The following is a 26643-nucleotide window of genomic DNA, read 5'->3' on the forward strand; positions in this document are numbered from 1 at the left end:
CAACGCCGTCATCCCCGAATGACCTTATCGGGAATCCAGAATGTCGATGGTCTAAAAACTGGATTCCCGATCAGAAGCGCCTCGGGAATGACGGGGATAGGGGTTACGGCAAAGCAAAACGTCGATGCTGGTGTGGGATACAACGAAAAAATCATGTGGGGTGCCCACGCGGTTTATATCCGATCAAACGAAATGACCTTTGAAAAATGGGGTGATTTTTTTGTGCGTTGAGGAGAAGGCGTGTGTTTACGCGTGGGCACGGGGTGCCCACCCTACAGGGCTTGCACTCTATTCGAATGGCTGACGTTCGTTGCTAATCAGGAAAAATCATGTGGGGTGCCCACGCGGTTTATATCCGATCAAACGGAATGATCTTTGAAAAATGGGGTAATTTTTTTGTGCGTTGAGGAGAATGCGCGTGTTTACTCGTGGGCACGGGGTGCCCACCCTACAGGGCTACAGGGCTGAAACAAATCCAACGCCGTCATCCCCGAATGACTTTATCGGGGATCCAGAATGTCGATGGTCTAAAAACTGGATTCCCGATCAGAAGCGCCTCGGGAATGACGGGGATAGGGGTTACGGCAAAGCAAAACGTCGATGCTGGTGTGGGATACAACGAAAAAATCATGTGGGGTGCCCACGCGGTTTATATCCGATCAAACGGAATGATCTTTGAAAAATGGGGTGATTTTTTTGTGCGTTGAGGAGAATGCGTGTGTTTACGCGTGGGCACGGGGTGCCCATCCTACAGGGCTACATGGCTTATGGTGTACAAACAAAAATACCCCCGAAGGGGTATTTTTGTTTGAGTTCTGCTTTTGTAAGTCTAGACCTGATTAGGCACGGCATTGAGCTGGCCGGAATCTAGCTGCTAACGAACCGGTTGTACAATTCCAGTCAACACTTCCGCCAGCGGGAACCGCATTCGCAGCAAGAGCTGCACCGCCACTAGTCGGGACCATGTTAATAGTGCCGCCACCTGCTGCTGCAGTGAAAGTGACGATAATAGTTCCATCGGCTGCGGTGCAGGCAACACTGGCAACACCAGGCGTTGCTGTTGGTGCCGTAAATCCGTTACAAAGGTTTGCTGCGGCAACTGCAGCATTTTCTGAAATTGTAGTTTTAGCGGCAGCTGCTAAATTTAACCCTTCAGTTACGCGGGCACGAACGGTGTAATCCTGATAAGCCGGTACTGCCACGGCCGCCAAAATCCCAATGATCGCGACGACGATCATCAGCTCGATTAATGTGAAACCTTTTTGATTAACTTGCATGGATTGTTTCTCCTTCCTTGGTGTAAAAAATGAGTTTGTCTGAATTGATTTGCAATATTACCTGTTGCATGGGTAATTACGTCAAGGTGTTTGCAAACTTTAGCATTTTCAGGAAAAAATAAGAGTAGATGGCGGTGCTGGTCACCGAGGTAGCCGTTGGGGATGAACAATTACGGATGGTCGAATGGTGCGCGCCGGTGACGGACGCTTGCATCGGTGAGCGGGCGCTCCTGATCATGCGGAGTACCTGCCTGAAAAGAAGGAATTGCCCGGTCAGGTTTTGGGCATTTCTGTTCAGTTGGGTTCCATTCATAATGCAAGTTGCTGTTCCATCCATTCCCGCAGGGTGACATAGTCCGTTTTGCCGCTCGCCAGGATGGGCAGGCGGTCGATGGCGAGGATAGTTTTGGGGATGCCCAGTTCTCCCAGGCCGTTTTCGCGGAAGTGAACAATGAGGTCGGTCTGGTTTGCATGCGGACAAGTGGTGACGAGGATGATTTTTTCACCTTTTTTCTCATCCGATGATTGCATGGCGGCATGCGTGTCATCCGGCCAGAGCTGGCAGATGGCTTCCTCGACGGCGGTCAGTGAAACCATTTCACCGCCAATTTTGGCAAAGCGTTTGACGCGCCCCTTGATAAACACATAACCTTCGTCGTCGATGGCAACGATGTCGCCAGTATCGTACCAGTTATCCGCTGGCGGCACGATTTTGCCGGGCGTATTCGCCAGATAGTAGCCTTGCATGATATTGGGGCCCTTTACCAGCAGTTTACCGCCCTGTTCCACGCCTGGCACCGGTTCCAGCTGGTGCAGGATGGCTGGCAGCAGCCTGCCCACCGATCCGGCGCGATTGTGCATCGGGGTATTGAGGCTAAGGATAGGGGAGGTTTCGGTTGCGCCGTAGCCTTCAAAAATACGCACGCCAAATTTTTCCGACCAGAGTTTGCGTGTGGCCTCACGCAGTTTTTCCGCCCCGGCAAAGACGTAGCGCACGCTGTAAAAATCATAGGCGTTGGCGTAGCGGGCATACCCGGTCAGGAAGGTATCGGTGCCGAACAGCAGGGTGGCGTTGGTGTCGTAGACCAGCTCGGGAATGATGCGGTAGTGCAGTGGCGAAGGGTAGAGAAAGGTGCGAATGCCGGTCAATACCGGCAGCAGGGTGCCGCCTGTCAGGCCAAACGCATGAAAGATCGGCAGGACGTTGAAGACGATATCGTCCGGGCCAAAATCGATGCGGGAAGTGACCTGATAACGGTTGGCCTGCAGGTTAGCGTGGCTGAGCACCACGCCTTTGGGCACGCCTTCCGAGCCGGAGGTGAATAAAATTACGGCTGCCTCGTCCGGATTCTGCCGTGAATCAGTCAAACGATAGGCAAGCCGGGGGAGGGATGCCGACAGCCAGCCAATCAGTTTGTCCCACCAGTGAATCCTGTGAGGGATGTCTTCCAGATAGCACAGCAGAATGCCTTGTTGCTGCAAATCGGTGATCAGGTTGCTCAGTTTGGCCTTCTCAATGAAGCCACGCGCGGTGATGACGGTTTGAATCCGCGCACTTTGGCAGGTGAGCAGCAGATTTTTGCTGCTGCTGGAAAAATTGAGCATGGCGGGGACGCGCCCGAATGCCTGCAAGGCGAAGAAACAGACCAGACTGTTGACCATGTTAGGCAGCAGGATACCGATATGCGGCTGGTTGCCGAAATTAGGGATCATTCGACGTAGCACCAGACCCAGGATAAAGCTGCGCATGATCAGTTGAAAATAGGAAAGCGGCTTGCGCTCGACGTCTTCGGCGATGATATGCTGCTTGCCGTGAGTGGCGCTGGCATCGAGCAGCGACTGAAACAGGGTCTCGCGCATGACGTGACTGTGAAACATGGTTTCGGTCATGAGATCGTAAAGTTTGAGGCTCGCCATCTGCCGCCGCTGCTTGCCTCGCAGGGTGTCCGGCAGATCGAGCCTGGTGGGCGGCATGATTTCAACGCTGATTTTGGGAAACCAGCGCAAGCGAACTTTGCCCTTTAACCTCGAAAAAGGGGTGTACTGTGGCCCTTTGAGACTGATTGGCAACAACATTGCACCGGATTTGTCCGCAATCATGGCGGGCCCGTCATAGATTTTCATCAGGGAGCCGGTAAGCGTCAGGCGACCTTCTGGAAAAATCACAACCTTATCGCCATTTTTGATGCGCTCGATCAGCAGGCGGGTCGACATCGGATTGGCGGGATCGATGGCGACCGTGTCGGCGAGAAACAGAAACGGTCTCACCCACCATCGTCGGGCAACGTTGGAATTAATAGCAAAGCACAGTCGTTCCGGCAGGCTGATACTGATCAGCGCGGCATCCAGAAATGACAGGTGGTTGGCGATGATGAGCACGCGGCTGCCCGCCTGACGATAATGCTCCGCACCGTTGACTTCCAACCGGTAGAGTGTATGAAACAGCCATTGCAGGAGGGATTTGACCAGGGCATAGGGCAGCAGGCTGGAAATATAGATGGCGACCACGCCATTGAGCAGCGCGATGGTCAGGAATACTTCTGGCACGGTGAAGTCGAGCGCCAGCATCAGGCTGATACCGAGTGTAGAGACCACCATGAACAGCGCGTTCATGATGTTGTTGCCGGCGATGGTGCGTGCGCGATGAGAATCCTCGGCCTCGCTCTGAACAATGGCATAAAGTGGGACGATGTACAGACCGCCGCTGATCGAAATCGCAAGCATGTCGAGCAGAATGCGCCAGTGTGCCATGGAGGAGAGGAAGGCCGCAGCGCCAGTCAGTTCCTGCGAAAGTGGTGGTGGCAGGGACTGGCTGGCAAAATACAGATCGACGGTAAATACCGTCATGCCGAGGATACCCAGTGGCACATAGGTGGCGGCAACTTCCCCCTTGAGGAAACGGTTGCACAACAGCGCACCCAGACCGACGCCTATCGAGAACACGGTAAGAAACAGGGTGACAACCTCTTCATTGCCACTAACGATCGTTTTGGCAAATGTCGGAAACTGTGACAGGAAGGTGGCGCCAAACAGCCAGAACCAGGAGATACCAAGAATGGCGCGAAAGATGGTGCGGTGTTCGCGAATCTGGTCAATGATCGCGCGCGTTTCCTGCAGCAACGCGTAACTGACGGTAATATCCGGTGAGGCAGGCCGCGTCGCCGGAATGAACAGGCTGACCAGCCAGCCGACCAGTGCGGCGCTGATGACCATGACAGATACTATGTTGTTGCCTTGTTCACTCAGAATCAGCAGCCCTCCGGCGATGGTTCCCAGCAGAATTGCGATGAATGTACCGGCACTGACGAGTGCATTGCCGCCGATCAGTTCATGCGCTTCCAGCTGATCGGGCAGGATACCGTATTTCAGCGGGCCAAAAAAAGCGGACTGTGCGCCCATCAGAAACAGGACACACAGCAGAAGCAGCATGCTGTTCAGGTAAAAGCCTGTCGCTGCTCCAATCATTAACACAATTTCAACAAATTTGATGTGTTTGATGAGCTGCGCCTTGTCCCATTTATCTGCGAATTGCCCCGCCGTGGCGGAAAAAAGAAAAAACGGCAGAATAAAAATACCGGCAGCCAGCGTCACCATGATCTGCGGACTCAGACCGCTGCTGCCCATGGCGGCATACGTGATCAGAATGACCAGCGCATTTTTGAATACGTTGTCATTGAATGCGCCCAGGAACTGAGTGACGAAAAAAGGCAGGAAACGCCTGCTGGCAAGTAATTTCCATTGACTAGGGTGCATGATGGTGTGCCTCGCTGATGGGTATCTCTAAAAATCGATATTTCGCCACAATACTGCGTTGCTCATAAAAAATGTTTTCTTGCATACCAATTATGTGCTGTGCCAACATTTTTTCTTCGTGCCTGGTCTTGTTTAGAACTATGAATTTTTAGAGCTACCCTGATGATTGATAGCGGAATTATAGGGGCGTGCTGGTGTTGATATCAGTCAACAATAACGTATTTTTGCAAAAATAATTTAAAAAACTTGCCATTTTTGCTGGATCAACTAGAATGCCTATACGCTATAGGTATGGTTATTTATGGCAATTAAACACAACATATTGTGTTTAAGGCAATTAATCTATCAGCATCCTTTTGACATACGCCATTCGGCGATCACTTGCATCCCACAGGAGAAAACAGCTATGCAACCTGCTACGGACAACCCTGTTACCGGTGCCGTTTACCGTGACAGCTTTTCAGAACATGATCCATCGATTGAAAAACAGAATTATTCGCAGTACAAGGTGATACGCCGTAATGGCGCCGTCGTGGCGTTTGAGCCCGGCAAGATTTCGGTCGCGATGACCAAAGCATTTATTGCGGTGGAAGGTGGGCAAAGTGCCGTGTCGTCCCGAGTGCGCGAGATTGTGTCACGCATGACAGAAGAAGTGGTTGACGCCTTGACGCGCCGCCGACCGGATGGCGGTACGTTTCATATCGAGGATATTCAGGACCAGGTTGAACTGGGGTTGATGCGCGCTGGGGAACATGATGTGGCGCGTGCTTATGTGTTGTATCGGGAAGCGCGTGCGCGTGAGCGGGCAGCCAGGAAGCAGACCAGCGAGGCGGTCGTACTGCATATGGTGGAAAACGGGCAGCGTGTGCCGCTTGATATGAAGCGGTTAACCGCACGGATTGCATCAGCTTGCCGGGATCTCGGCGCGGCAGTCGATCCTGCCGTGATTCTCAAAGCCATGCTGCGGGATTTGTACGATGGGGTGCAGGCGGACGAAATCCGGAAATCCGCGGTGTTGTCGGCGCGTGCGCTGATTGAGAAAGATCCTGCTTATAACTATGTGACTGCGAGGCTGCTGCTGGACAATGTTCGCTACGAGGTGCTCGGGGAAGAGGTCACACAGGAGGCGATGCAATCGCGCTATGCCGATTATTTTGAGAGCTTCATTCAGCAGGGAATTACGGCGGATTTGCTGGATGAGCGACTTGCCCAGTTTGACCTGCCGTTACTGGCAAAAGAGCTGGTGGCGGATCGTGATCTGCAGTTCGGTTATCTAGGCTTGCAAACTCTGTACGATCGCTATTTTCTGCACATCCAGGAGCGGCGCATTGAGCTGCCACAGGCATTTTTTATGCGGGTGGCGATGGGGCTGGCATTGAACGAGATTGATCGTGAAGCGCGCGCCATCGAGTTTTATCATTTGTTGTCAAAATTTGATTTCATGAGTTCGACGCCAACGTTGTTCAATTCCGGTGGCAAGCGTTCCCAGTTGTCATCCTGCTATCTGACGACGGTGCCAGACAGTCTCGATGGTATTTATGAGGCGATCAAGGAAAATGCGCTGCTTTCCAAGTTTGCCGGCGGTCTGGGCAATGACTGGACACCGGTGCGGGCAATGGGTGCGCGCATCAAGGGCACCAACGGCAAGTCGCAGGGAGTGGTACCTTTCCTCAAGGTGGTTTCCGATACGGCAGTCGCGGTCAACCAGGGCGGCAAGCGTAAGGGCGCGGTGTGCGCCTATCTGGAGTGCTGGCATCTCGATATCGAGGAATTTGTCGAGCTGCGCAAAAATACAGGCGATGATCGTCGGCGTACCCATGATATGAATACGGCCGTCTGGGTGCCGGATCTGTTCATGAAGCGTGTGATGGAAGACGGGAGCTGGACGCTATTTTCACCATCAGATACCCCTGATCTGCATGAAAAATATGGCAAATCTTTTGAAGCGACCTATCTTGATTATGAAGACAGGGTGACACGCAATGAACTTGGTTTGTACAAACGCATCCCTGCCCGGCAATTGTGGCGCAAGATGCTGACCATGTTGTTTGAAACCGGCCATCCGTGGATTACGTTCAAGGATCCGTGCAATGTGCGTTCGCCACAAAACCACGTAGGCGTGGTGCACAGCTCCAATCTCTGTACCGAAATCACGCTCAATACCAACGACAGGGAAATCGCGGTATGCAATCTTGGTTCCATCAATCTGGCGGCACATATTGTTGATGGCAAGCTGGATCATGACAAACTGAGGCAAACGGTCAATACCGCCATGCGGATGCTGGACAATGTGATTGATATCAATTTTTATGCCGTCGCCAAGGCGCGTAATGCCAACTTGCGCCATCGTCCGGTGGGACTTGGTATCATGGGATTTCAGGATTGCCTGCACAAGCTGGGGATCGCCTATGCTTCGCAGGAAGCAGTCGAATTCGCCGATCGCTCGATGGAGGCTGTTGCCTATCATGCTTACTGGGCATCTACCGAGCTTGCGGAGGAGCGCGGGGTCTACGCGACTTATACGGGCAGCCTGTGGGATCGCGGCGTCCTGCCACAGGACACACTGGCATTGCTGAGTGAGGAGCGTGGCGGACAGGTGGAAGTCGATACCACGGCCACACTCGACTGGGATGCGCTGCGCGCCAGAATCAGGCAATTTGGCATGCGCAATTCCAATTGTCTGGCGATTGCGCCAACGGCAACCATTTCCAATATTGTTGGGGTTTCCGCCAGTATTGAGCCGACTTACCAGAATCTGTACGTCAAGTCTAATCTTTCCGGCGAATTCACGATTGCGAACCAGTGGTTGGTCAACGACCTCAAACAGAGAAAGCTTTGGGATGAAGTGATGATTGCTGATCTCAAGCACTATGATGGCGCGGTCAGCAGGATAGACCGGATTCCCCAGGAACTGCGCGCACTTTATGCAACGGCATTTGAAATTGACCCTGCCTGGCTGGTGGAGGCGGCAGCGAGACGGCAGAAGTGGATCGATCAGGCGCAATCACTCAACCTGTATCTGGCCAATGCATCCGGCAAGAAAATCGATGCGCTCTATAAGCTTGCGTGGGTGCGCGGTCTAAAGACAACCTATTATTTACGCACGCTGGGAGCGACAGCAGCTGAGAAATCGACCGTGCATACAGGTGTGTTAAATGCGGTTGCGGCGCACCATGAGCCAGCCGAGACGGTTGTCCAGCAATGTGCGATCGATGATCCGGATTGTGAAGCGTGCCAGTAAACCTGGTTGAAAAAATCAAAATTGGAGAAATAGACTATGTTGACGTTTGAAGACGAAGAAAATTCTGCAGGCAATAATGGTGCAGCGGGTGTTTTATCGGGTAATAGCGCATTGACACTGGATGCGGTTTCGCATACCAATCCGCGCAGGAATCCGCACGAAGAAGCGGGCGCTGAGGATAAAGGCCAGGCTGATCTGCCCATCAATCATCGCCGTGTGTCGGTGGAGGACAAGCGTATCATCAACTGCCACGCGGATGTCAACCAACTGGTGCCATTCAAATACAAGTGGGCATGGGAGAAATATTTGTCGGCCTGCGCGAATCACTGGATGCCGCAGGAAATCAACATGAGCCGTGATATTGCGCTGTGGAAAGACAGTAATGGGTTAAGCGAGGACGAGCGGCGTGTGGTCAAGCGTAATCTCGGTTTTTTTGTAACGGCAGATTCGCTGGCGGCTAATAATATTGTGTTGGGCACTTATCGGCATATTACTAACCCGGAATGCCGTCAATATTTGTTGCGCCAGGCGTTTGAAGAAGCGATTCATACCCATGCCTACCAGTATATCGTCGAATCACTCGGGCTGGATGAAGGTGAAATTTTTAATGCCTATCATGAAGTTGATTCGATCCGCGAGAAGGACGAATTCCTGATTCCTTTTATTGATATCCTGACTGATCAGTCATTTCAGACTGGTACGCTGGAGACGGACCAACAGTTGCTCAAAAGCCTGATTGTATTTGCCTGCATCATGGAAGGGCTATTTTTCTATGTGGGCTTTGTGCAGATTCTTGCACTGGGCAGGCAGAACAAAATGACAGGCGCAGCTGAGCAGTACCAATATATCCTGCGCGATGAGTCCATGCACTGCAACTTTGGTATCGATGTCATCAACCAGATCAAGCTGGAAAATCCGCAGCTATGGACCCGGGAATTCCGTGAGGAAATCGCGGCACTCATGCAGCAGGCAGTGATGCTGGAATATCGCTACGCTGAAGACACCATGCCGCGTGGTGTGCTGGGACTGAATGCGGCCATGTTCAAGGAGTATTTGCGCTTCATCGCCAATCGCCGCTGTCACCAGATTGGCTTGGATCCCATTTTTTCTGAGGTGAGTAATCCTTTCCCCTGGATGTCGGAAATGATTGACCTGAAAAAAGAGAAAAACTTTTTTGAAACCCGTGTGACTGAGTACCAAACCGGAGGTGTGTTAAACTGGGACTGATGGAAGTTCGTGCATGGTTTAATTGCAGGGCTTGTCTCAATATAAATCAATAGTTTAGTGTGGGGTGGTCTGGTGTTGCATGCCAGATCATCAATGTGTGGCATCCACCTGACCATGTGGAATTTATAAGAGCATGAAAAACAATAACCAGAACATGATGCAATGGATGGTCCGGGCAGCAAGTGTTTTTGCTCTGATCATGATATCGGTTACAGCAGCAATGGCTGAGACTTTAGTGAGCAATCACAGGAATATCGTCGCTCGAGAAACCGTACGTGCTGAAGCATACAAACTTCAGGATGACTTGTGGGTGCGGATGCGCTCCCGGTTTTCCCTGGGCAATCCTCCTGGTCTGGAAACAGGCAGTTACGAAAAAAACTTCAGTAATCAGCGATTCATCAATCAGATAGTCGAGCGAAGCCAGCGTTATCTTTACTATATTCTGGGCGAAGTCGAGCGCCGTGGCATGCCGGCTGAGATTGCGCTCGTGCCAATTGTCGAAAGTGCGTTCGATCCGGATGCCTATTCACGCAGACATGCCGCCGGGTTGTGGCAATTTGTTCCTGCAACCGGAAAAGCGTTCGGGCTGGAGCAAAACTGGTGGCATGACGAGCGTCGCGATATCGTAGCGGCAACCGATGCCGCGCTGGATTATCTGCAAATGCTGTATCGCATGTTTGGCAATTGGCAACTGGCATTGGCCGCTTACAACTGGGGGCAGGGCGCGTTGTTAAAAGTGATCAATGAAGATCACGGTGGCGAGAAATCGGTCAGCTTCACTGCTATTCGCATGCCGGCAGAGACGCGCCAATATGTTGCGAAATTACTCGCCATCCGCAATATCATTGCACACCCCAGACGCTATGGAGTCAGGCTTACGCCCATCCCCAACCATCCCTATTTTGAGCAGATCGAATTGACGGAGCAGATTGATGTGCATCTGGTAGCGAGACTGGCGGGAATTTCCGAAAAAGAATTTAATGCTCTTAATCCAGCCTATAACCGGCCAGTTATCCGCATCAGTAACGCACCACGCCGGCTGTTGCTACCGGTCGCCAATGTGATGAACTTTGTCAAAAATATGGAAAACTATGACAAGGAACTCGTTTCATGGCGAATTCATGAAGTGAAAGATAAAGAAACTTTGCCGGAGCTGGCGCAGCGTTATCGTATCAACGTATCAAAATTGAAAGAAATCAATGGCCTGCATTCACATTCGGCATTGAAAAATGGACAGCTTTTATTGGTGCCACGTGATGGCCGCAGCACACGGGAAAGAACCTATCTGGCATACGGGCCGGACGGTATTCGCCATCATGCTGGGAACGGGCAGTTGATTCATGTGGTCAGGAAAGGCGATACGCTTCATGGCATTGCGAAGCGTTATGGGATTGATATCAAGATCATTCTGTCCTGGAATGGCGGTAGTACGCGTTTGTCAGTTGGTCAACGGCTGATACTCAAACTGAATTCTCCGGATAAATCTCCTCTCTACTCATCCTGATTTATATAGGGCACTCCTGAAAATTCATATTTTTTCACAATACTTTGATATACAAAAATTTTTTTTGTATATCAATTATATGATTCGTAAAATATTTTTTATTCAAGCTTGGCCTTGCTTAGAGTCCTGCATTTTTAGAGGGACCCTGCAGTGTATCAATTCTTTCTGAATGTCTTCAGCAATACAGCGATAAAGCGAACGAAAGATAGGCCGCATATTACTGACAAGCTTGTCAATATCCACCATCGATGGAAAGCGTGTACCGCGATGTTCGATTGGCCCCCCGATGAATTCAGGCTGGGCGCCCAGTCTGCCGAAATGGTTTACCAGCCGCTCTTCAGTCAGCATAAACAATATTTTAATGCCATTCAATCGCGCTAGTTCGACCGTGCCTATGTACAGTCCCAATGGAATGTAGGGAAAGCGTGGCAAGGATTCTTCACGATAATCTTCTTCCGAAAGATTGATCGGCTGCGCAGCTTCTCCCTTGCGTCGACGGAACGAGGCTACGACAGCCAGGCGGGAGACTTCGCCAATTTTGTCACGAGGTAATTTCATTGGATCGATAATGGTGCGATCCAGCGTATCGGCACAAGTACGCTCAAATGGCAGCAAACCCTGGTTTGTATCCAGGGTAGGGCGAATGATACGAGTGCAGCCGATAAACGCATGATTTTTAACATTACGGATCAGTAAGTGAATCGCGCTGTGATCGTATTGGTCTGTTTCCAGTTTATTAATTCGTGCAGGCTCGAATCCCAGATCTTCGCAATAAACAGCATGGCGTACGCGGTATGCTTCCGCCTTCAGGGATTCATTGAGTGCAGGCACAATTTCAAAATACTGTTTGAAGGATGTGCCCAGATTCTGTTCTTTTGAAAACATAATGATGTCTCGTCTGGATGGGTATGCCAGGCTGGATTAATCCAGCCCAGTAATCAATCAATTATTCAAGTCTTTTTAAGTAATTTTTTGTAAACAATTTGTTGGGTAGATCGCGTAACTGCATCCCGGAATAATTCAATACTGAAATTTCACCCTGCTTGAGCGCGTCTTCCATGACCATTTGTGTTGGCCGTAGTTTGCCAAGAACCATCTCGAAGTTTTCATAACGACTGGTTTTGAGCAGGCGGCCGGATAGCGAATAAAACTCGGCCTTGAGCGGCTGGTCATTCTCCTGATTGACCCACAGTAATACCCGCTGATACGTCACCGAACGATCGACGCCAGTCAGCTCAAGCACGTGGTAGTGTTCACCGTCTATTGTGTCGCTGCGTAACAACTTTGGATCGTAATCACCGGTGAAATTAGCGCGGGCAATGTCGCCATTGGCAACCTGGCCAGTCAGCCGCTGCGAGAGTGATAGTCGTATCGGTTGCGAGACGCTTGGCATGAAAACCCATAGATCGCGCCCTTTCATCAAAATGGCCTGCCCTCGTTCGGCAGCCGGTTCGGTGGTCAGTACAATACTGTTTTCATTACCTTTGGAGAGCACCCGGTATTGACGTAGCTCGTCAGCTCGGCCAGGTGAAGTAGTGCGAATAACGACTTCCACCTGAAAGCTATCGCGCGGAAAGCGAATTTCATCCGCTTTTTCCAGTATACTTTTTGCCATTGCATCCGGACCTGTAGGTTCGGTTGGCGTGGTGGACTGCGCCTGTGTGTGAAATAAGAGCAATAATGTCGCCATAATTGGCAGTAAACCTGTTCGTAATATCATATGTAATCTCCTGAGTTGAGTTCGTCTGATTTACTGATCCTTGAAACTGTCCGTACAGAATAAAACAGATGAATATTGTTCGCTTCGAAAAAGTCTGCAAAGAATATATGCTGGGTGCGGAGCATATCCAGGCACTCAAGGACATCGATTTACAAATCAAAGAGGGCGAGTTTCTGGCCATTGCCGGACCGTCTGGCAGTGGTAAATCCACGCTGTTGAATTTGATTGGTTGCATCGATATTCCTTCCTCCGGCAAGATCTATATCAACAATGTGGATACCAGCGGGCAAACGCCCGATCAGTTATCCGCGCTTAGAGCTAGAACTATCGGCTTTATCTTTCAGACATTTAATCTTTTCTCAGTATTATCGGCGGAAGAGAATGTGGAATACCCGCTGCTGCAGTTCAAGGAACTGAGTGTTGCCCAGCGCCGGGAGCGGGTTACGAAGTTTCTTGATATCGTTGGTCTGTCTAAATTTGGGCGACATCGCCCAAATCAGCTGAGCGGCGGCCAGCGACAACGTGTTGCGATTGCCCGTGCACTGGCCACACATCCGAGCGTCATCCTGGCGGATGAGCCGACTGCCAATCTCGATCACAAAACTGGGGATGGGATATTGCAGTTAATGAAAGCAATTAATGAAGATAACGGTACTACCTTCGTTTTTTCAACGCATGATGCCAAGGTAATGGCGATGGCTGGACGATTGGTGAGAATCGAAGATGGTCAACTCATCCATGAAAATGCCGTTATGCATGCTTGATGTTTGATCAACCTGCTTTCAAATAATACATGAGATTTTTATGTAGTATATTCAACTGTTTGATTCTGCTGCTATTATGGTTGCCCTGTTGGGAGGGGGTGTATGCCCAGACTGGTAGCTTGGCCAGGGTACCGAACAGCCCGATTCGTGTCGCACAAAACCCTACCCTGGAAAATTTATTTAATGACAGTGGCTCGCCAGTAGCAAATCAGCTTGCTCGCGCCTTTCAACCCACTGCTGCCTGGCGTGGGTTTTCCCAACTGGAATTTGCCAATGTCTTTGCCAGTCCTGCACACGCTTCCAAGTTGCGTTTACGTTCTGAGCTTGCCAATCTTGGGCAGTTAAATCCCAATGTAAAATGGAAGTTGAGTGCACGCCTTGACTATGATGCTATCCATGATATTTCCAATTTCTACCCGCGTGATGTGCGCCGCGATCAGCGTTTCGAATTCGTTTTGCGGGAGAACTATCTGGATGTATCAGCTGGTGACTTTGATGTGCGCATTGGTCGTCAACACATCATCTGGGGGGAAATGGTCGGTCTGTTTTTTGCCGATGTGGTTTCCGCCAAGGATATGCGTGAATTTGTATTACAGGATTTTGACCAGATGCGTATTCCGCAATGGGCAATCCGGACTGAATATTCGAAAGAGGATTTTCATGCGGATTTCGTATGGATTCCCTTCGCCAGTGTGGATAAAATCGGTCGTCCCGGTGCGGAATTCTATCCATTTGCACTGCCGGGCAATCTGCCGGTTAATTTTCTGCATGAAGATCGCTCGGGGTTGAATCCGAGTAATAGTAATTATGGCGTGCGTTTATCTCAATTGATCAGCGGGTGGGATTTGGCCGCATTTTATTACCATAGCCGAGATGCCACTCCAACCTTTCACCTTGTCAGCCAGCCGGGTGGACCGCTAACCTTTCAGGCGCGCCACGAAACCATCGACCAGATCGGCAGCACGCTTACCAAAGACCTGGGGCACGCGGTACTCAAAGGTGAATTGGTTTATACCGATGGTCGGCGCTTCAATGTTGCCCGCCTGACGGCGCCAAGCGGCCTGATAGCGCAGGATACGATTGATTATGCGCTCGGACTGGACTTCACCATGCCACGTGACATTCGTCTTAATTTGCAATTTTTTCAGCGGGTATTCCTGAATCATGATCGGGATATTTTTGCAGACAAACGGGAAAGTGGCGGCAGTATTTTTTTACAGAGTGATCTCTGGCGGGATATCGAAGCGCAGGTACTGTTCATTCACAGCTTCAATCGCAGTGAGTGGATGCTGCGTCCCCGTATTACCTGGAATCTTGCGCGAGACTGGAGGCTAGCAATGGGCGCCGATCTGTTCGATGGCCCAGCTACCGGCTTGTTTGGGCGTTTTGCTAATAATGACCGGGTATATACCGAACTGCGTTTCTCATTCTGAGCGACATCATAATGCTATAGCCATTGCTGTAGCCATGATAGATAAGCTGAATTTAATTTTCAGCTTTAAATTTCCCCTCCTTTGCCGTTAAAGAATCATTTCCTGAAAATTTGTGGAGGTGATAATGGATCTATCAATCTATTTTTTTGGTTTTCTGGCAGTGGCGGTGATTTTGCTGGTCATTGCTATTATGATTTACAACAATCTGGTCAATATCAAGCATACCGTCTCACAAGCTTGGTCAAACATCGATATTCTGCTCAAACAGCGCCATGATGAACTGCCCAAGCTGGTCGAAACCTGCAAGCAATACATGCAGTTTGAACAGGAAACCCTGAACAGGGTTATGCAGGCGCGGGCACGTATTGCCAGTGCACGTGAAGCAGGTGATATCTCTTCTCTGGGGGCAGCAGAAGGCATGCTCAGGATGGGACTGGGGAATCTGTATGCGGTCGCGGAAGCTTATCCGGAACTGAAAACCAGTGAAAAATTTCAGCATTTACAGGCGAGGATCTCCAGTCTCGAAAATGCAATTGCTGATCGCCGCGAGTTTTACAATGAGGCCGTCAAAAATAATAATGTTCTGATTGACCAGTTTCCGGAAATCATCATTGCCAGATGGCTGGGATTCGGCGCGCGTGATTTGCTGGAATTTTCTGTTGAAAACAAGGCTGACCCCGATCTCAGAAGACTCTTTGCCTGATCTTGTCACAATTTTTTGCCTGAGCCAAGATTGCCATGATCGAAGACCGCGAAACGCTTCTGTTGGCAACTATTGCAGCTATTACAATCTGCTTTTATTTTTTTGTGCGAGCTTGGAAATACTGGCGTCTGATTCAGGATACCCCAACATCCCGTCTGCGTTCCGCACATCAGGGTTTTGTCGAAATTGAAGGCAAAGGTAAGTTTTCGCAGGATCGTGCCATCTATGCGCCATTATCCAATCATCGTTGCCTCTGGTATCAGAGTGTGATCGAATGCAAATCGAGTTTCAAATCACGAAATGCCTGGCGGGTCGTTTACCAGAATACGAGCGAATCGCCGTTCCTGCTCGACGATGGTACGGGGACCTGCCTGGTTGATCCGTATGGAGCGGAAGTCGTCAGTAATGAAAAACTCGTCTGGTATGGGGACACTGAATGGCCGGTCCGCACCGGCATCATGGACAGTGCACTGTTTGCCATGTCGCTGAAAAGTGGATATCGCTATACTGAGCGCCTGATATTGCCGGGGCAGCGACTTTACGTGCTTGGGCAGCTGTCGACTCATTCACCGGCTACCCACCATTCATCGCGCGATATCATGCGTGATCTGCTCGACAGCTGGAAGCTGGACAACAAACAACTGTTGTTACGCTTTGATAGCAACCATGATGGTGAAATTGATCTGAACGAGTGGGAGGCAGCTCGCCAAGCAGCTCGATCAGAGGCGGAAGTGCTGCATCAGACACTACAGTTTGAGCCTGCAACCAATCATGTTTTTCGGCCAGAAGACAAGCGACAGCCATATATCATCTCTGTGCAGCCGCAAATGACCATTATTGGCAGCTTTCGCCATCATGCTGTTGCGACGCTGCTCTGTTGCCTTGGTTCGATTGGCTACCTTGTCTGGCAACTGCACGCATATTGGCAGTAGCTGTCAGCCAACTTACGCATATAGGGCACTTCTAAAAATTTATATTTCGTCACAATACTTCGTTACTCACAAAAGATGTTTCCTCGTATACCAATCATATTTTGCGTTAATATTTTTTACTCGCACTTGGTTTTGTTTGGAATCCTAAACTTTTAGAGGCGCCCTAATGATTTTATCGATACCTGTCTTGCCATTCATCCCAGAAGGAGCTGTGATGCTTTTGCAATGGCTACGCTTCAACAGTATCCATATGGCAAGACAATCATTTTCCTAAAGGCCTTTCATTGAAAGAATTACAGGAATGGGTAATGCCGTTGGTAGAAGAAGAAAAGTCTGGAAAATTTTCAGGCAACCCTTTTGCGTAGATTTTCAAGAAAATAGCATAGCAAAGTGCTGCCTGGAGCAAACCTTCGTTTCGCCTCGAGTTATCCCAGAGTATGGCGTTAGACGTCATGGACAATAGGAGTATGCTGAATGAAAGCCTGTATGACCTTTACCTGTGAGACTTGTAAGATTTGGCTCATGATAAAGGTGCTGGAGAATGACGTCTACCAAGTGGGTCAAATATGTTCCGATTTGCTCCACCGGACTTGCTACACTGCGTTTCGCAAGCCGTTTACCCAAGGCGTTATACGACTATCTCTGGTTGGTTTTCTGTTTAAACTTCAATTTGTTGTCCAGCCAATCCCGTGCTTCTTTCTGTGCGGCTTTCAGCTGAGCAGCACTCAAGGCGCGCATAGCCTTGTCGCGTGCTAGAATGGCTTGCTCGACCCCGGCAGCTGCCGCAATGTTGAACCAAATATAGCTTTTTTCCATATCCAGTTCCACACCTTGGCCAATCTGATAAAGTAACCCCAGTTCATACTGAGCAAGGGAATGGTTCTGTTCTGCAGCCAGAGTTAACCATTCTGCAGCTTCTGAAAAATCCTGCAGCGTGCCTCTGCCGGCCAGGTAAAGCAGCCCTAGCTGATATTGCGCATCTGCACTGCCTTTGATTGCCTTATCCAGAAACAGGCTGGTAGTGTAGTAGCGTGGATTATTGGCGTCTGGTATCGATGTTTCCTCATCATTGAGGGTTTTTATATCAATTTCTTCACCACGTGCAATAGCGGAAGAAAGCAGCGGATTTGAAGCGGGTGCTTCTGACATAGCAGCTGGTTGAGAATCCGATAATAATTTGATTGAACCGGGTTCATCATGGAGAAGGGCAAACCAGATGATCCAACCGATGAAAAGTGTGAATCCCCCGCCTGCCAGGGTAACAATATACGCACCCGTGTTGCGTCCCCAGAAGCGAGTTTTGCAATCACGGCAACGGAAAGGTATCTGAAAAAGATTGGCTGCAGTGCGCTCTCCTGGTCTGACTCGTGACTGATGCACGCGTTCACTACCACACTCCGGGCAATGGAAAGTCATGGATTGTTTTGTTTAAGCATTAAATGGTATCTGCATGAATAGTAGTGCAATATTATACGGTACATTCTGCAAAGTGGATATTCGCGGATAGGTATCGCTTAAAGGCGTATATCACTGCTTTGGAAACCTGATGGAGAACAGCTTTGAAGCAAAGACGATATAAGGGGATTATCGAGATATTGCTTGGCATCGTAGTCGGTGGGTTACTTTTACTGAATGTGCTGGCCTACCAACATGCCTATGCTTTTTTGCATTTCTCGACATCCGATGCGGTTCCGGGAAAATATGATACGACTTCCATTAGTGGAAAGTTAGCTTTATTGTTACAAGGACAGTCCATTTCAAGACCGCAGCCGTCGACGAATCCAACCAGCGTGCATCCGGACTGTCGTAATCAGATCATTACCATAAGTACTCAACTGGATTTGGGTGCATGGTATTGTGCCGGTAGTTCGAATAAGCTGATTATTCTGTTTCATGGCTATGCCATGGAAAAATCTGCATTGATCAACGAAGCCAAAGCGTTGCTTGCTATTGGTCATGCTGTCTTACTGGTGGATTTTCGAGGCTCTGGCACGTCTTCGGCTGCCTATACCACGATTGGTTATGTAGAAGCCGAAGATGTCGCTGCGAGTGTTCGTTATGTACGCGAGCACTATGCATATAAAAAAATTATTCTTTATGGCCAATCAATGGGCGCAGCTGCAATTTTCAGAGCTGTCGATCAACTGGGTATCGCACCGGATGCACTGATTGTAGAAAGTATTTTTGATAGTTTGTTCAATACGGTGATCAATCGTTTTGATAATCTCGGTGTGCCTTACTTTCCGAGCGCATTTTTACTGTTATTCTGGGGAGGAGTGCAGGCTGATTTTAATGCATTCACACATAACCCGGTTGATTATGCTCAGGCTATCGCCTGCCCAGTGTTATTTCTGCATGGGGAACAAGATAGCAAGGCACGATTGCCAATGACGATGCGGGTATACAACACTGTGCCAGTACAGCAAAAAAAAATCGTAGTCTTTCCGGAAGCACGTCACGAATCCCTATACAGGCATCACCCGACGCTATGGCAATCGACAGTCTTGAGTTTTCTGGCAAGGATTTGACTAGTCCTTGCCAGGCCGGTCAAATCTGGCTTTGTAACCAGTTCTGGATGCCCACTTTTTGTACCATATCCCTTTGTGTTTCCAGCCAATCAATATGATTTTCGGTATCTTCCAGGATGCGCTCGAATATTTCACGCGAGACAAAGTCTTGTGTAGATTCACACGCTGCGACAGCTTTGATCAATGTTTCACGTGAGGTATACTCCAGGTCGAGATCACAAGTGACGCATTCCTGCGCGGTTTCCCCAATCAACAGCTTTCCTAGTTCCTGCAGATTAGGCAATCCTTCCAATAACAGAATACGTTCGATCAGTTGATCAGCATGCTTCATTTCGTCAATAGATTCATGATATTCATGATCAGCAAGTTTGTTGAATCCCCAGTTTTTATACATACGGGCGTGTAGAAAATACTGATTGACAGCGGTGAGTTCATGTTTGAGCTGGGCATTTAGCCAGCGTATGATGTCAGTATTGCCTTTCATGAGATCTCCTTGTGCGGCTAGCCAAAAATGATTTTCAATAATAACATATTGCTTTACCCTTTGCAGGAAACTGCTGTTGCGTCGGTTTGTTGCTGTGCTTTATCTAGCACTATTTTGGCATGGCAGGCACAGGCACCACATTGCTCAGACACGCCCAAACCAATTCGTATGTCACGCATTCTTATGGCGCCATTCAAGGCGGCCTCATGAATATCGCGATCAGTTATTCCCTTGCACACACAAATATACATAATCAGAAGTTCTTAATGAATAAGTTTTGAGTTGAATCGGGATGGATCAGTTAATCAGTAAGTGCCATCCAATAACAATGAGAATGATTCGCAATTCTATACTTATTTGACAGATTTGCAAGTAATCGTTCAAATGAATGTGCTGGGTGAGTAATAATAGTTCCGTGGTTATTGTATAACTATATGATGTATAGAGTAGTTATAGGAATTTGTTTTCTTAAGGATGTGGTTCATGCATATTGACATAGTCGTTCCCGCTTTATTTTGGCCTGACCCTGGTGAGCCAGGGGTTTATCATCAACTGCGACTGCCGGCCCTTGAGAAAATACTGGAAAAAAGTCGATGTAGTGAGTATGCGACAACATCGATCGAAGCCTGGTTGTGTCAATTTTTTAAGATTGAGAAGCAGCAGGATTGGCCGGTTGCGCCCATCATGGTGGAAATGGACAGCAGGAATACCAGCAGGGCTTGCGATGATGGTTATTGGTTACGAGCTGATCCGGTGCATTTACGAATCGAGAATAACCATATTCTTCTGGTCGATGGTCAAATGTTGAATATTTCACCTAAAGAAGCCGGTGATTTAGCCGATAACATTAACGAGCTGCTTACAGAGGAAGGGCTGACCTTGTTGCCGCTTCATCCGCATCGCTGGTATGTGCATAGTGGTGAGGTGCCAGTCATGCAGACCAGGCTTTTGAGTGAAGTCGCGGGCAAAAATATCAATAACCAATTGCCAGTGGGTGACGGCAGTTTGGTGTGGGTAAGGCGAGTCAATGAGATTCAAATGTTGCTGCATGAACATCCCATCAATCAACGACGAGAAATGCATGGGGAACCAATCATCAATAGTTTATGGATATGGGGAGGTGGTGTCATGCCGCAGAACTTGATGGCAGCACCTTGCGAAATATGGAGCAATCATGATTTTACGCAAGGCCTGGCTAATGCTGCTGGTATGAAATGTCAATCTCCACCATCAAATGCCTATGACTGGTTATCCAGCGCGCAAGATAAGAAGCAATTAATTATGTTGGATAATTTATGGAACTCTGTTTGCTATCGAGATTTTACCGCGTGGCGCAATGAACTCACGAAACTTGAAAGTGCCTGGTTCTCGCCCTTGCTGGATTTACTGAAAAAAAGGCGAATTGCAAAGTTGACAATAACCGCATTGGGCGAGAGATCAGTCAAAGTATTCAGCTTGACTCCCAATAGTCTCTGGAAGCTGTGGACAGTTAACCAGTCAATAGCCAAGCACAGTTAGTATGAGATCATTTAGCCAGTTTGAAATTAAATTTTGATGAAGTTACAAAATGAGTACGCACATCGGTTCCAGGATAAATACGATCAAACCTTTTCTATCGGTAATTATTGCGATGGCCGTAGCGGGATCGCTGATTCTATTGGAGAATCTGAAGCTGACGGCAGAGCCGCAAATTGAAGCTATATTGTGGGCAACATTAATCTTGACTCTCTGTACGACAATATTGCAAATTGCCCGAGCAGAAAAAGATTTTTCTAGATACCTTGCTCAATTAGGTTCACAAAGAGAACGACTAGCCAACGAAATTAAATACCGGCTTTGGGCAGAGAAAACTTCTGCAGAAAATAAAACAAAATTGCAAATTATCGATGAAAATTTTCCGGTTATGCTCGCGTACTTCAATCGAGAGCTGCAATGCTGTTACCACAATCGAGCTTTTCGTCAGTGGTTCGGGCTGAAACCGGAGCAAACAGATGGCAAGTTTATACATGAGTGTCTAAATGAAAGTTTCTACCTGGGTGTAAAACAGTTCCTTGAAAAAATCCTTGCCGGAGAAACATTCCAGGCTCAGCATACCCAGCAGTTAGCCAACCAATCTGCTTGCCTTATTATCGGGCAGTTTGTGCCACATTTTGATGCCAATGGCAAGGTGACCGGATTCTATGCCCTCTACACACCGCGCCTTCTGAAAGAAGGGGAACAGATTGTTGCTTCTGGAGGTGTCTCGTCAGCAAATACTGCTGAAACAAACGAAGAAAAAAAAAGTATCCGGAATCCATCAAGCTATCAGATTTCGCATAAGCAGCAAAAATCATTGCTAGATTTGCCTGAGCGGATTCTCCAAGCCATAGAGCGGGAGGCTTTTCATCTGCATGCTCAAAAAATCATTCCAGTAGAGGCGCATCAGGACGATGAAATTTATTACGAAATCCTGATTCGTATGGCAGAGGAAGAATCCAACATGATTCCTCCTGGGGCGTTTCTGCCAATGGTTGAAAATTATAATCTACTACCCAGACTAGACCGCTGGGTGGTCAGCAAGTCGATCGAGTGGTTACAAAACCACGCAGGTAATACGAATAATATACTTTGCCTCAATGTAGCGAAAAGCACCTTGGAAGACAAGGTGTTTGTTGTGTTTATTCAAGAACGACTAAATGCTGCCAAGATTAAACCACGCAGGTTATGTTTTGAAATAGAGACAGCGGATGCCGCTGCTAACCTGCCTGCTTGTGCAATTTTTGCTAGAAATGTCAGGAGCCTTGGATGTCAGGTTTCCCTGTGCAGCTTTGACTACGACCGGGAATCATTGCATCTGTTAAGAAATATAAAAGCGGATTTCATCAAGATCAATGGTAGCCTGATTTGTAATATTCTCAGAAGCGAGGAAGATTTTAATAAGGTTGCAGATATTAACCGTTTTGCGCATGCGCAGAAAATAAGAACAATTGGTGAGTTGGTTGAGACGCCTGAGATACTGGAGAAATTGGCTGAAATCGGTGTGGACTACGCGCAAGGATTTGGTATTAATCGGCCCCATCCACTCAGCACGATAAACTAAAAATATTTAAGGCAAGTACTATTATATTGCCATAGCAAGGTTACTTTGCCAGTATTTCGTACGCCTGTTGATATTTCTGAATGGTTTTTTCCAATATGTCGGGTGGAATAGATGGTGCTGGAGGCTGCTTATTCCAGTTGATTTTTTCCAGCCAGTCACGAATAAATTGCTTGTCATAGCTTGGAGGATTACTTCCCGGCTGATATCCCTCCGTTGGCCAGAAACGTGAAGAATCTGGCGTTAGCGCCTCGTCGATCAGATAAAGCTGGTTAGTTTTGTCGAGTCCAAATTCAAATTTGGTATCTGCAATGATAATGCCACGTGAATAAGCATGCTCTGCCGCTTCTTCATAAAGTGAAATTGCGTACCGGCTAACCTTGTCGGCGAGTACTACGCCTAAAAGTTCTTTATATTCAGTTTGTAAAATATTTTCATCATGTAGCCCAGATGCGGCCTTGGTGGAAGGAGTAAAAATTGCTCCACCAGGAATTTTCTCTGCTTCCTTTAATCCACTGGGTAAAGCAATACCGCAAATTGCGCTGATACGTTTATAATCTTTCCATCCAGAACCCGAAAGATAGCCACGTACAATCGCTTCAACAGCGAGTGGCCTTAACTTCCTAACTACGAAAGCGCGATTTGTAACCTGATTTCTTTCTTTGGCGGATACTACCGACTCAGGCGCTATGCCAGTAAGATGGTTTGGCATGATGTGCGCGAGCTTATTGAACCAGAATTGAGAAATTCTTGTCAGAATTACCCCTTTCCCTGGTACCGGTGTTGGCAGTACAACATCGAATGCGGAAATACGATCAGTCTGTATTATCAATAAGTTGTCTTGATCAATATCATAAATATCGCGTACCTTGCCGCGATGAAGCAGTTTCAGGCTGGAGATATTCGTTTCAAAAAGCGCAGTGATCATGATGACTCTATATTCCCTTGTGTAAACTTGATTGTTGGGCACCTCTAAAATCCATATTTCGTCACCATACTATGTATATGTGTCAATATTTTTTATTCATATCTAGTCTTGCTTAGAGCTTTGGATCTTTAGAGGCGCCCCCGTTTTGATCGGGAAAGAAGCTTTCTGCTGGTGCAGGTTTGCCAATGTGATAACCCTGCGCAAAATCAATTTCAAGACTTTTTAGCATATCCTGTATCGACTGATTCTCTACAAATTCAGCCGTAATTTTTTTGCCAAAGCCTTTTGCTACACTACAAAGAGCGGCAACCAGTATTCGATCATCGGGATTATTATCGAGATTACGAATGAAAGAGCCGTCGATTTTAACGGCATCCACGGGTAATTCGCGTAAATAATAAAACGAGGAAAAGCCAACGCCAAAATCATCCAGAGTAAAACCGCAACCGAGCGTTTTGAGTTTACGCAGCAGATTACGGGTACCGGGCAGATTATCCAGCGCCGCTGTTTCGGTGATCTCAAACATCAACAAGGAAGGGTCGATCTGACGGGATGCGATGGCGTCGTTGATGATAGGTAATAACTCGGGATCATTAAAGGCGTGCGCGGATAAATTGATCGACAACCCAATTCGGCGCTCATTCTGGTGGCTGATCCGCGCAGCTAATGTGACTGCTTTGCGTAATACCATGTGATCGATTTTATGGATAAGGCCGGTTTGTTCCGCGGCAGAGATAAATTGAGCTGGCGAATGAATGATTCCATTCTCATCATGCATGCGCAGAAGTACTTCGTAGTGATTGATTTGACCATCATTTAACGACAAAATGGGCTGTAGATAAAGTACGTACTGATTGTGTAAAAAGGCATACTCAATCTTCTCACGCCAATGCACTAATGTATGGATGCGCTCGCGTGACTTATCGCTATCCGAGAAAAGATGCCAGGTGCCGCGCCCGGTCTCTTTGGCCTGGTACATGGCTAAGTCAGCCGCAGCAAGCAGATCATGAACATTGTCGCCATGATCGGGAAAAATAGCGATACCGATGCTGGCTGCGATACTATAAGTCCGGCCTTTGAATTTGAACTGTGCTTCGTTCAAACGGGCAAGAATCTTCTTGGCAACTTCAATGGCCGCATCCGGAGTGATTTCCGGCAGGATAACCGAAAACTCATCTCCACCCAATCGGCCGGAAATATCTGCCTGACGAATGGTTTGTGACAAGAGGTTGGCTACCATCCGCAGTAGCGCATCACCGGTCTGGTGACCGCTGGTATCATTAATATACTTGAAACGATCCAGATCAAAAAATAACAATGCGCCCGGATGCTGATAGCGTTTTGCCCATTCGAGGATCTGTTCAAGCTCTTCGCTGAAACGGCGTCTGTTATAGAGATTTGTCAAGGGATCATGATCCGCTAGCCATGCCAGGTGTCCCTCAACACGCTTATATTCAGTGATATCCAGTCCAACCGATAAAACCTGAGAGGAATCATCATTGGCATCCCAGTTAAGGCGTGAATGTAGCCAGGCAATATGGCGTTTCGAGTGATTCTTACACAGTACAATAGCTTCATGCCGTAACTGATCACGCTGCCCCTGCTGAATATCCAACAGATGGGTATCTATAAGCTGATTTTCATTGTCAGATGATAGCAGCGCCAGAAAGTGTTTGCCTTGTAACTCACTTTCGCTGTAATGGGTCAATCTTTCGCCAAAGGCATTCATCATTACGATTCTGCCTTCCACATCCTGAGTCAGAATGATGACTTGTGCCGTATCCAGCAGGTGCTCGACAAAATTCTTCTCCTTGCTGAGCGCATCACGTTGTCCGACCAGCATTTTTGTACGATAGGCAATTTTTTCCTCCAGTTGCTCTAGTCGGTGAGACAACGTTAGCGAAGCATCGTAGAGGAAATCGATTTCATCATTGAGGTAGTGTTTTCGCCGGGAGGTAGTAAGTGTGTTGCGAAAACCGCTGAAATTCCCGCCGGCCAGTCGCGGCAGGATTGATGCAATATGGGTTAGACGGGATAGCGGTCTGGATAGCAGACTAAACAACACAATCTCTGACAGTATCAAGCCTATTAGACCGATCACGACAATACGCCAGACCGATTCCTGAATCGCCTGAACAGTCTGGGAGATTTCAGTGACGATAATCAGTTGCGCCTGATCAGCGGTGCTAATACTCTTGAGTGGCAATGATTGTATCCGGTAATACCGTTTGTTGGATTCAATTTTTACGCCATCAGTGATTACTTGCAGATCAGGATATTGTTTTGCTGCCTGATGTATTAGTGCCAGGTTATTCTGATTACTGGTCAACGCGGTGATATGGCCATCCCATTCAGGAATATGCATGTCGCTGGCAGACTGCAGATCGAGCATTACATCCGGATGTTTGACAATTAGCCCAATATCGGCTCCAGCTGCACGCCGGAAGTTCAGGAATACGTCGATCAGAGATGAGCCGATGGCAATGACTCCCACGCGAGTACCGTTGATCAGCAAGGGTTCAATGGTATATTGTGTGCAATTATCCACACAAATCATCGCCCTTTCTGGCTGTTCCCGTTGATTGGCTTCGCGAACATTTTCAAGTATCAGGCTGTCTCGCCTCAGACTAGGGTCCAGATTACTCCAGCTTGCTAACAATAAATCATCGGCATCATAAAAGCGAATATCTTCAATATCGTTCTGAATCTGGAATACCGTCCAATAGCGATCAAAATTCTCGAATAACGTATCGGCATTTTTGGTCAGCAAACTATCTTCCATACCTTTGAGATAAGGGATGATTTTGATGAGTTGGTGCAGATTTTGTGAACTGCGTGCAATCAAGCTTTCAACTTCCCGGGCATGGCGTTGATACTGCGTTTTGCGCTGTTGTTCGATAGTGCCGATCAAGCTGTTGTAGTTGATCCAGCTGAAAGTGGTTACAACCAACAGCAAAATCAGACTACTTAGTAAGGAAACCTTCCAATTCAGCCCAACAAAAATTCCAGGTAATTCATGGTTATGATTGTGTGATGCGTGACTATGTTTGGGAATAGCAGGTTTCATTAGCTG

Annotated in this window: 21 protein-coding genes; 12 read left to right on the forward strand and 9 right to left on the reverse strand. The window is 48.2% G+C overall.

All coding sequences use genetic code 11. From position 1 onward, the window contains the following. The first annotated feature begins 18 nt into the window (after window positions 1-18). Together NSMM_RS07540 and NSMM_RS07545 are read left to right on the forward strand one after the other, a co-directional pair. Complete coding sequence (locus NSMM_RS07540) at window positions 19-231, forward strand: hypothetical protein (RefSeq protein ID WP_090286182.1); 213 nt, start codon at window positions 19-21, stop codon at window positions 229-231. A gap of 263 nt (window positions 232-494) precedes the next feature. Next, the gene (locus NSMM_RS07545; RefSeq protein ID WP_090286184.1) at window positions 495-707 is read left to right on the forward strand and encodes a hypothetical protein; all 213 of its coding nucleotides are present in this window, start codon (window positions 495-497) and stop codon (window positions 705-707) included. Between the two features lie 132 nt (window positions 708-839). Here NSMM_RS07545 and NSMM_RS07550 read toward each other — a convergent pair whose 3' ends face one another. After that, entirely contained in the window at window positions 840-1277 is a 438-nt protein-coding gene (locus NSMM_RS07550) for a pilin (RefSeq protein WP_090286186.1), read from the reverse strand. Window positions 1278-1586: 309 nt separating this feature from the next. Further along, window positions 1587-5030, reverse strand: coding sequence for an acyl-[ACP]--phospholipid O-acyltransferase (locus tag NSMM_RS07560; RefSeq protein WP_090286190.1), 3444 nt, complete (start codon window positions 5028-5030; stop codon window positions 1587-1589). A gap of 406 nt (window positions 5031-5436) precedes the next feature. Here NSMM_RS07560 and NSMM_RS07565 point away from each other — a divergent pair, with 406 nt between their 5' ends. The 3 genes from NSMM_RS07565 (at window position 5437) to NSMM_RS07575 (ending at window position 11002) form a co-directional block, all read left to right on the forward strand. Further along, window positions 5437-8271 carry a ribonucleoside-diphosphate reductase subunit alpha gene (locus NSMM_RS07565; protein WP_090286192.1) on the forward strand — a complete coding sequence of 945 codons (2835 nt, stop codon included), beginning with the start codon at window positions 5437-5439 and terminating at the stop codon, window positions 8269-8271. A 36-nt stretch (window positions 8272-8307) separates the two neighbouring features. Continuing rightward, the gene (locus tag NSMM_RS07570; RefSeq protein ID WP_090286194.1) at window positions 8308-9498 is read left to right on the forward strand and encodes a ribonucleotide-diphosphate reductase subunit beta; all 1191 of its coding nucleotides are present in this window, start codon (window positions 8308-8310) and stop codon (window positions 9496-9498) included. A gap of 133 nt (window positions 9499-9631) precedes the next feature. Next, window positions 9632-11002: a transglycosylase SLT domain-containing protein gene (locus tag NSMM_RS07575; RefSeq protein ID WP_245654724.1), complete on the forward strand. Its 1371-nt coding sequence runs from the start codon at window positions 9632-9634 to the stop codon at window positions 11000-11002. A gap of 102 nt (window positions 11003-11104) precedes the next feature. On the opposite strand, the gene NSMM_RS07580 is transcribed toward NSMM_RS07575, so the two are convergent. Both NSMM_RS07580 and NSMM_RS07585 read right to left on the reverse strand, forming a co-directional pair. Then, window positions 11105-11887: a PEP-CTERM/exosortase system-associated acyltransferase gene (locus NSMM_RS07580; RefSeq protein WP_090286196.1), complete on the reverse strand. Its 783-nt coding sequence runs from the start codon at window positions 11885-11887 to the stop codon at window positions 11105-11107. A 61-nt stretch (window positions 11888-11948) separates the two neighbouring features. Next, window positions 11949-12722 carry an outer membrane lipoprotein-sorting protein gene (locus NSMM_RS07585; RefSeq protein ID WP_090286200.1) on the reverse strand — a complete coding sequence of 258 codons (774 nt, stop codon included), beginning with the start codon at window positions 12720-12722 and terminating at the stop codon, window positions 11949-11951. 68 nt (window positions 12723-12790) lie between these two features. Between NSMM_RS07585 and NSMM_RS07590 the strand changes: the two genes are divergently transcribed. The 4 genes from NSMM_RS07590 (at window position 12791) to NSMM_RS07605 (ending at window position 16554) form a co-directional block, all read left to right on the forward strand. Then, complete coding sequence (locus NSMM_RS07590; RefSeq protein WP_090286202.1) at window positions 12791-13486, forward strand: ABC transporter ATP-binding protein; 696 nt, start codon at window positions 12791-12793, stop codon at window positions 13484-13486. Window positions 13487-13605: 119 nt separating this feature from the next. Beyond that, the gene (locus NSMM_RS07595; protein WP_245654725.1) at window positions 13606-14919 is read left to right on the forward strand and encodes a DUF1302 family protein; all 1314 of its coding nucleotides are present in this window, start codon (window positions 13606-13608) and stop codon (window positions 14917-14919) included. Window positions 14920-15043: 124 nt separating this feature from the next. Beyond that, window positions 15044-15622 carry a LemA family protein gene (locus tag NSMM_RS07600; RefSeq protein ID WP_090286204.1) on the forward strand — a complete coding sequence of 193 codons (579 nt, stop codon included), beginning with the start codon at window positions 15044-15046 and terminating at the stop codon, window positions 15620-15622. Between the two features lie 35 nt (window positions 15623-15657). Then, window positions 15658-16554, forward strand: coding sequence for a GIDE domain-containing protein (locus NSMM_RS07605; RefSeq protein ID WP_090286206.1), 897 nt, complete (start codon window positions 15658-15660; stop codon window positions 16552-16554). 636 nt (window positions 16555-17190) lie between these two features. Here the strand turns inward: NSMM_RS07605 and NSMM_RS07610 are convergent. Next, window positions 17191-17970, reverse strand: a complete 780-nt coding sequence (locus tag NSMM_RS07610) for a tetratricopeptide repeat protein (RefSeq protein ID WP_090286207.1) — start codon at window positions 17968-17970, stop codon at window positions 17191-17193. A gap of 143 nt (window positions 17971-18113) precedes the next feature. On the opposite strand from NSMM_RS07610, the gene NSMM_RS07615 reads away from it, so the two are divergent. After that, window positions 18114-19082 carry an alpha/beta hydrolase gene (locus NSMM_RS07615; protein WP_090286209.1) on the forward strand — a complete coding sequence of 323 codons (969 nt, stop codon included), beginning with the start codon at window positions 18114-18116 and terminating at the stop codon, window positions 19080-19082. Between the two features lie 19 nt (window positions 19083-19101). Here the strand turns inward: NSMM_RS07615 and bfr are convergent, their stop codons facing one another. Next, window positions 19102-19566, reverse strand: coding sequence for a bacterioferritin (bfr, locus tag NSMM_RS07620; protein WP_090286211.1), 465 nt, complete (start codon window positions 19564-19566; stop codon window positions 19102-19104). A gap of 53 nt (window positions 19567-19619) precedes the next feature. Further along, window positions 19620-19817, reverse strand: a complete 198-nt coding sequence (locus tag NSMM_RS07625; protein ID WP_090286213.1) for a (2Fe-2S)-binding protein — start codon at window positions 19815-19817, stop codon at window positions 19620-19622. A 232-nt stretch (window positions 19818-20049) separates the two neighbouring features. Between NSMM_RS07625 and NSMM_RS07630 the strand changes: the two genes are divergently transcribed. After that, the gene (locus NSMM_RS07630; RefSeq protein WP_090286215.1) at window positions 20050-21084 is read left to right on the forward strand and encodes a hypothetical protein; all 1035 of its coding nucleotides are present in this window, start codon (window positions 20050-20052) and stop codon (window positions 21082-21084) included. A 49-nt stretch (window positions 21085-21133) separates the two neighbouring features. Then, window positions 21134-22645, forward strand: coding sequence for a sensor domain-containing phosphodiesterase (locus tag NSMM_RS07635; RefSeq protein WP_090286217.1), 1512 nt, complete (start codon window positions 21134-21136; stop codon window positions 22643-22645). Between the two features lie 40 nt (window positions 22646-22685). Here NSMM_RS07635 and NSMM_RS07640 read toward each other — a convergent pair whose 3' ends face one another. Beyond that, window positions 22686-23570, reverse strand: a complete 885-nt coding sequence (locus tag NSMM_RS07640) for a phosphoribosylaminoimidazolesuccinocarboxamide synthase (protein ID WP_090286219.1) — start codon at window positions 23568-23570, stop codon at window positions 22686-22688. A 112-nt stretch (window positions 23571-23682) separates the two neighbouring features. Then, entirely contained in the window at window positions 23683-26637 is a 2955-nt protein-coding gene (locus tag NSMM_RS07645; RefSeq protein ID WP_090286221.1) for a bifunctional diguanylate cyclase/phosphodiesterase, read from the reverse strand. Window positions 26638-26643: the final 6 nt, after the last annotated feature.

The organism is Nitrosomonas mobilis, from assembly GCF_900103035.1.
In the GTDB taxonomy this organism is placed as follows: domain Bacteria; phylum Pseudomonadota; class Gammaproteobacteria; order Burkholderiales; family Nitrosomonadaceae; genus Nitrosomonas; species Nitrosomonas mobilis.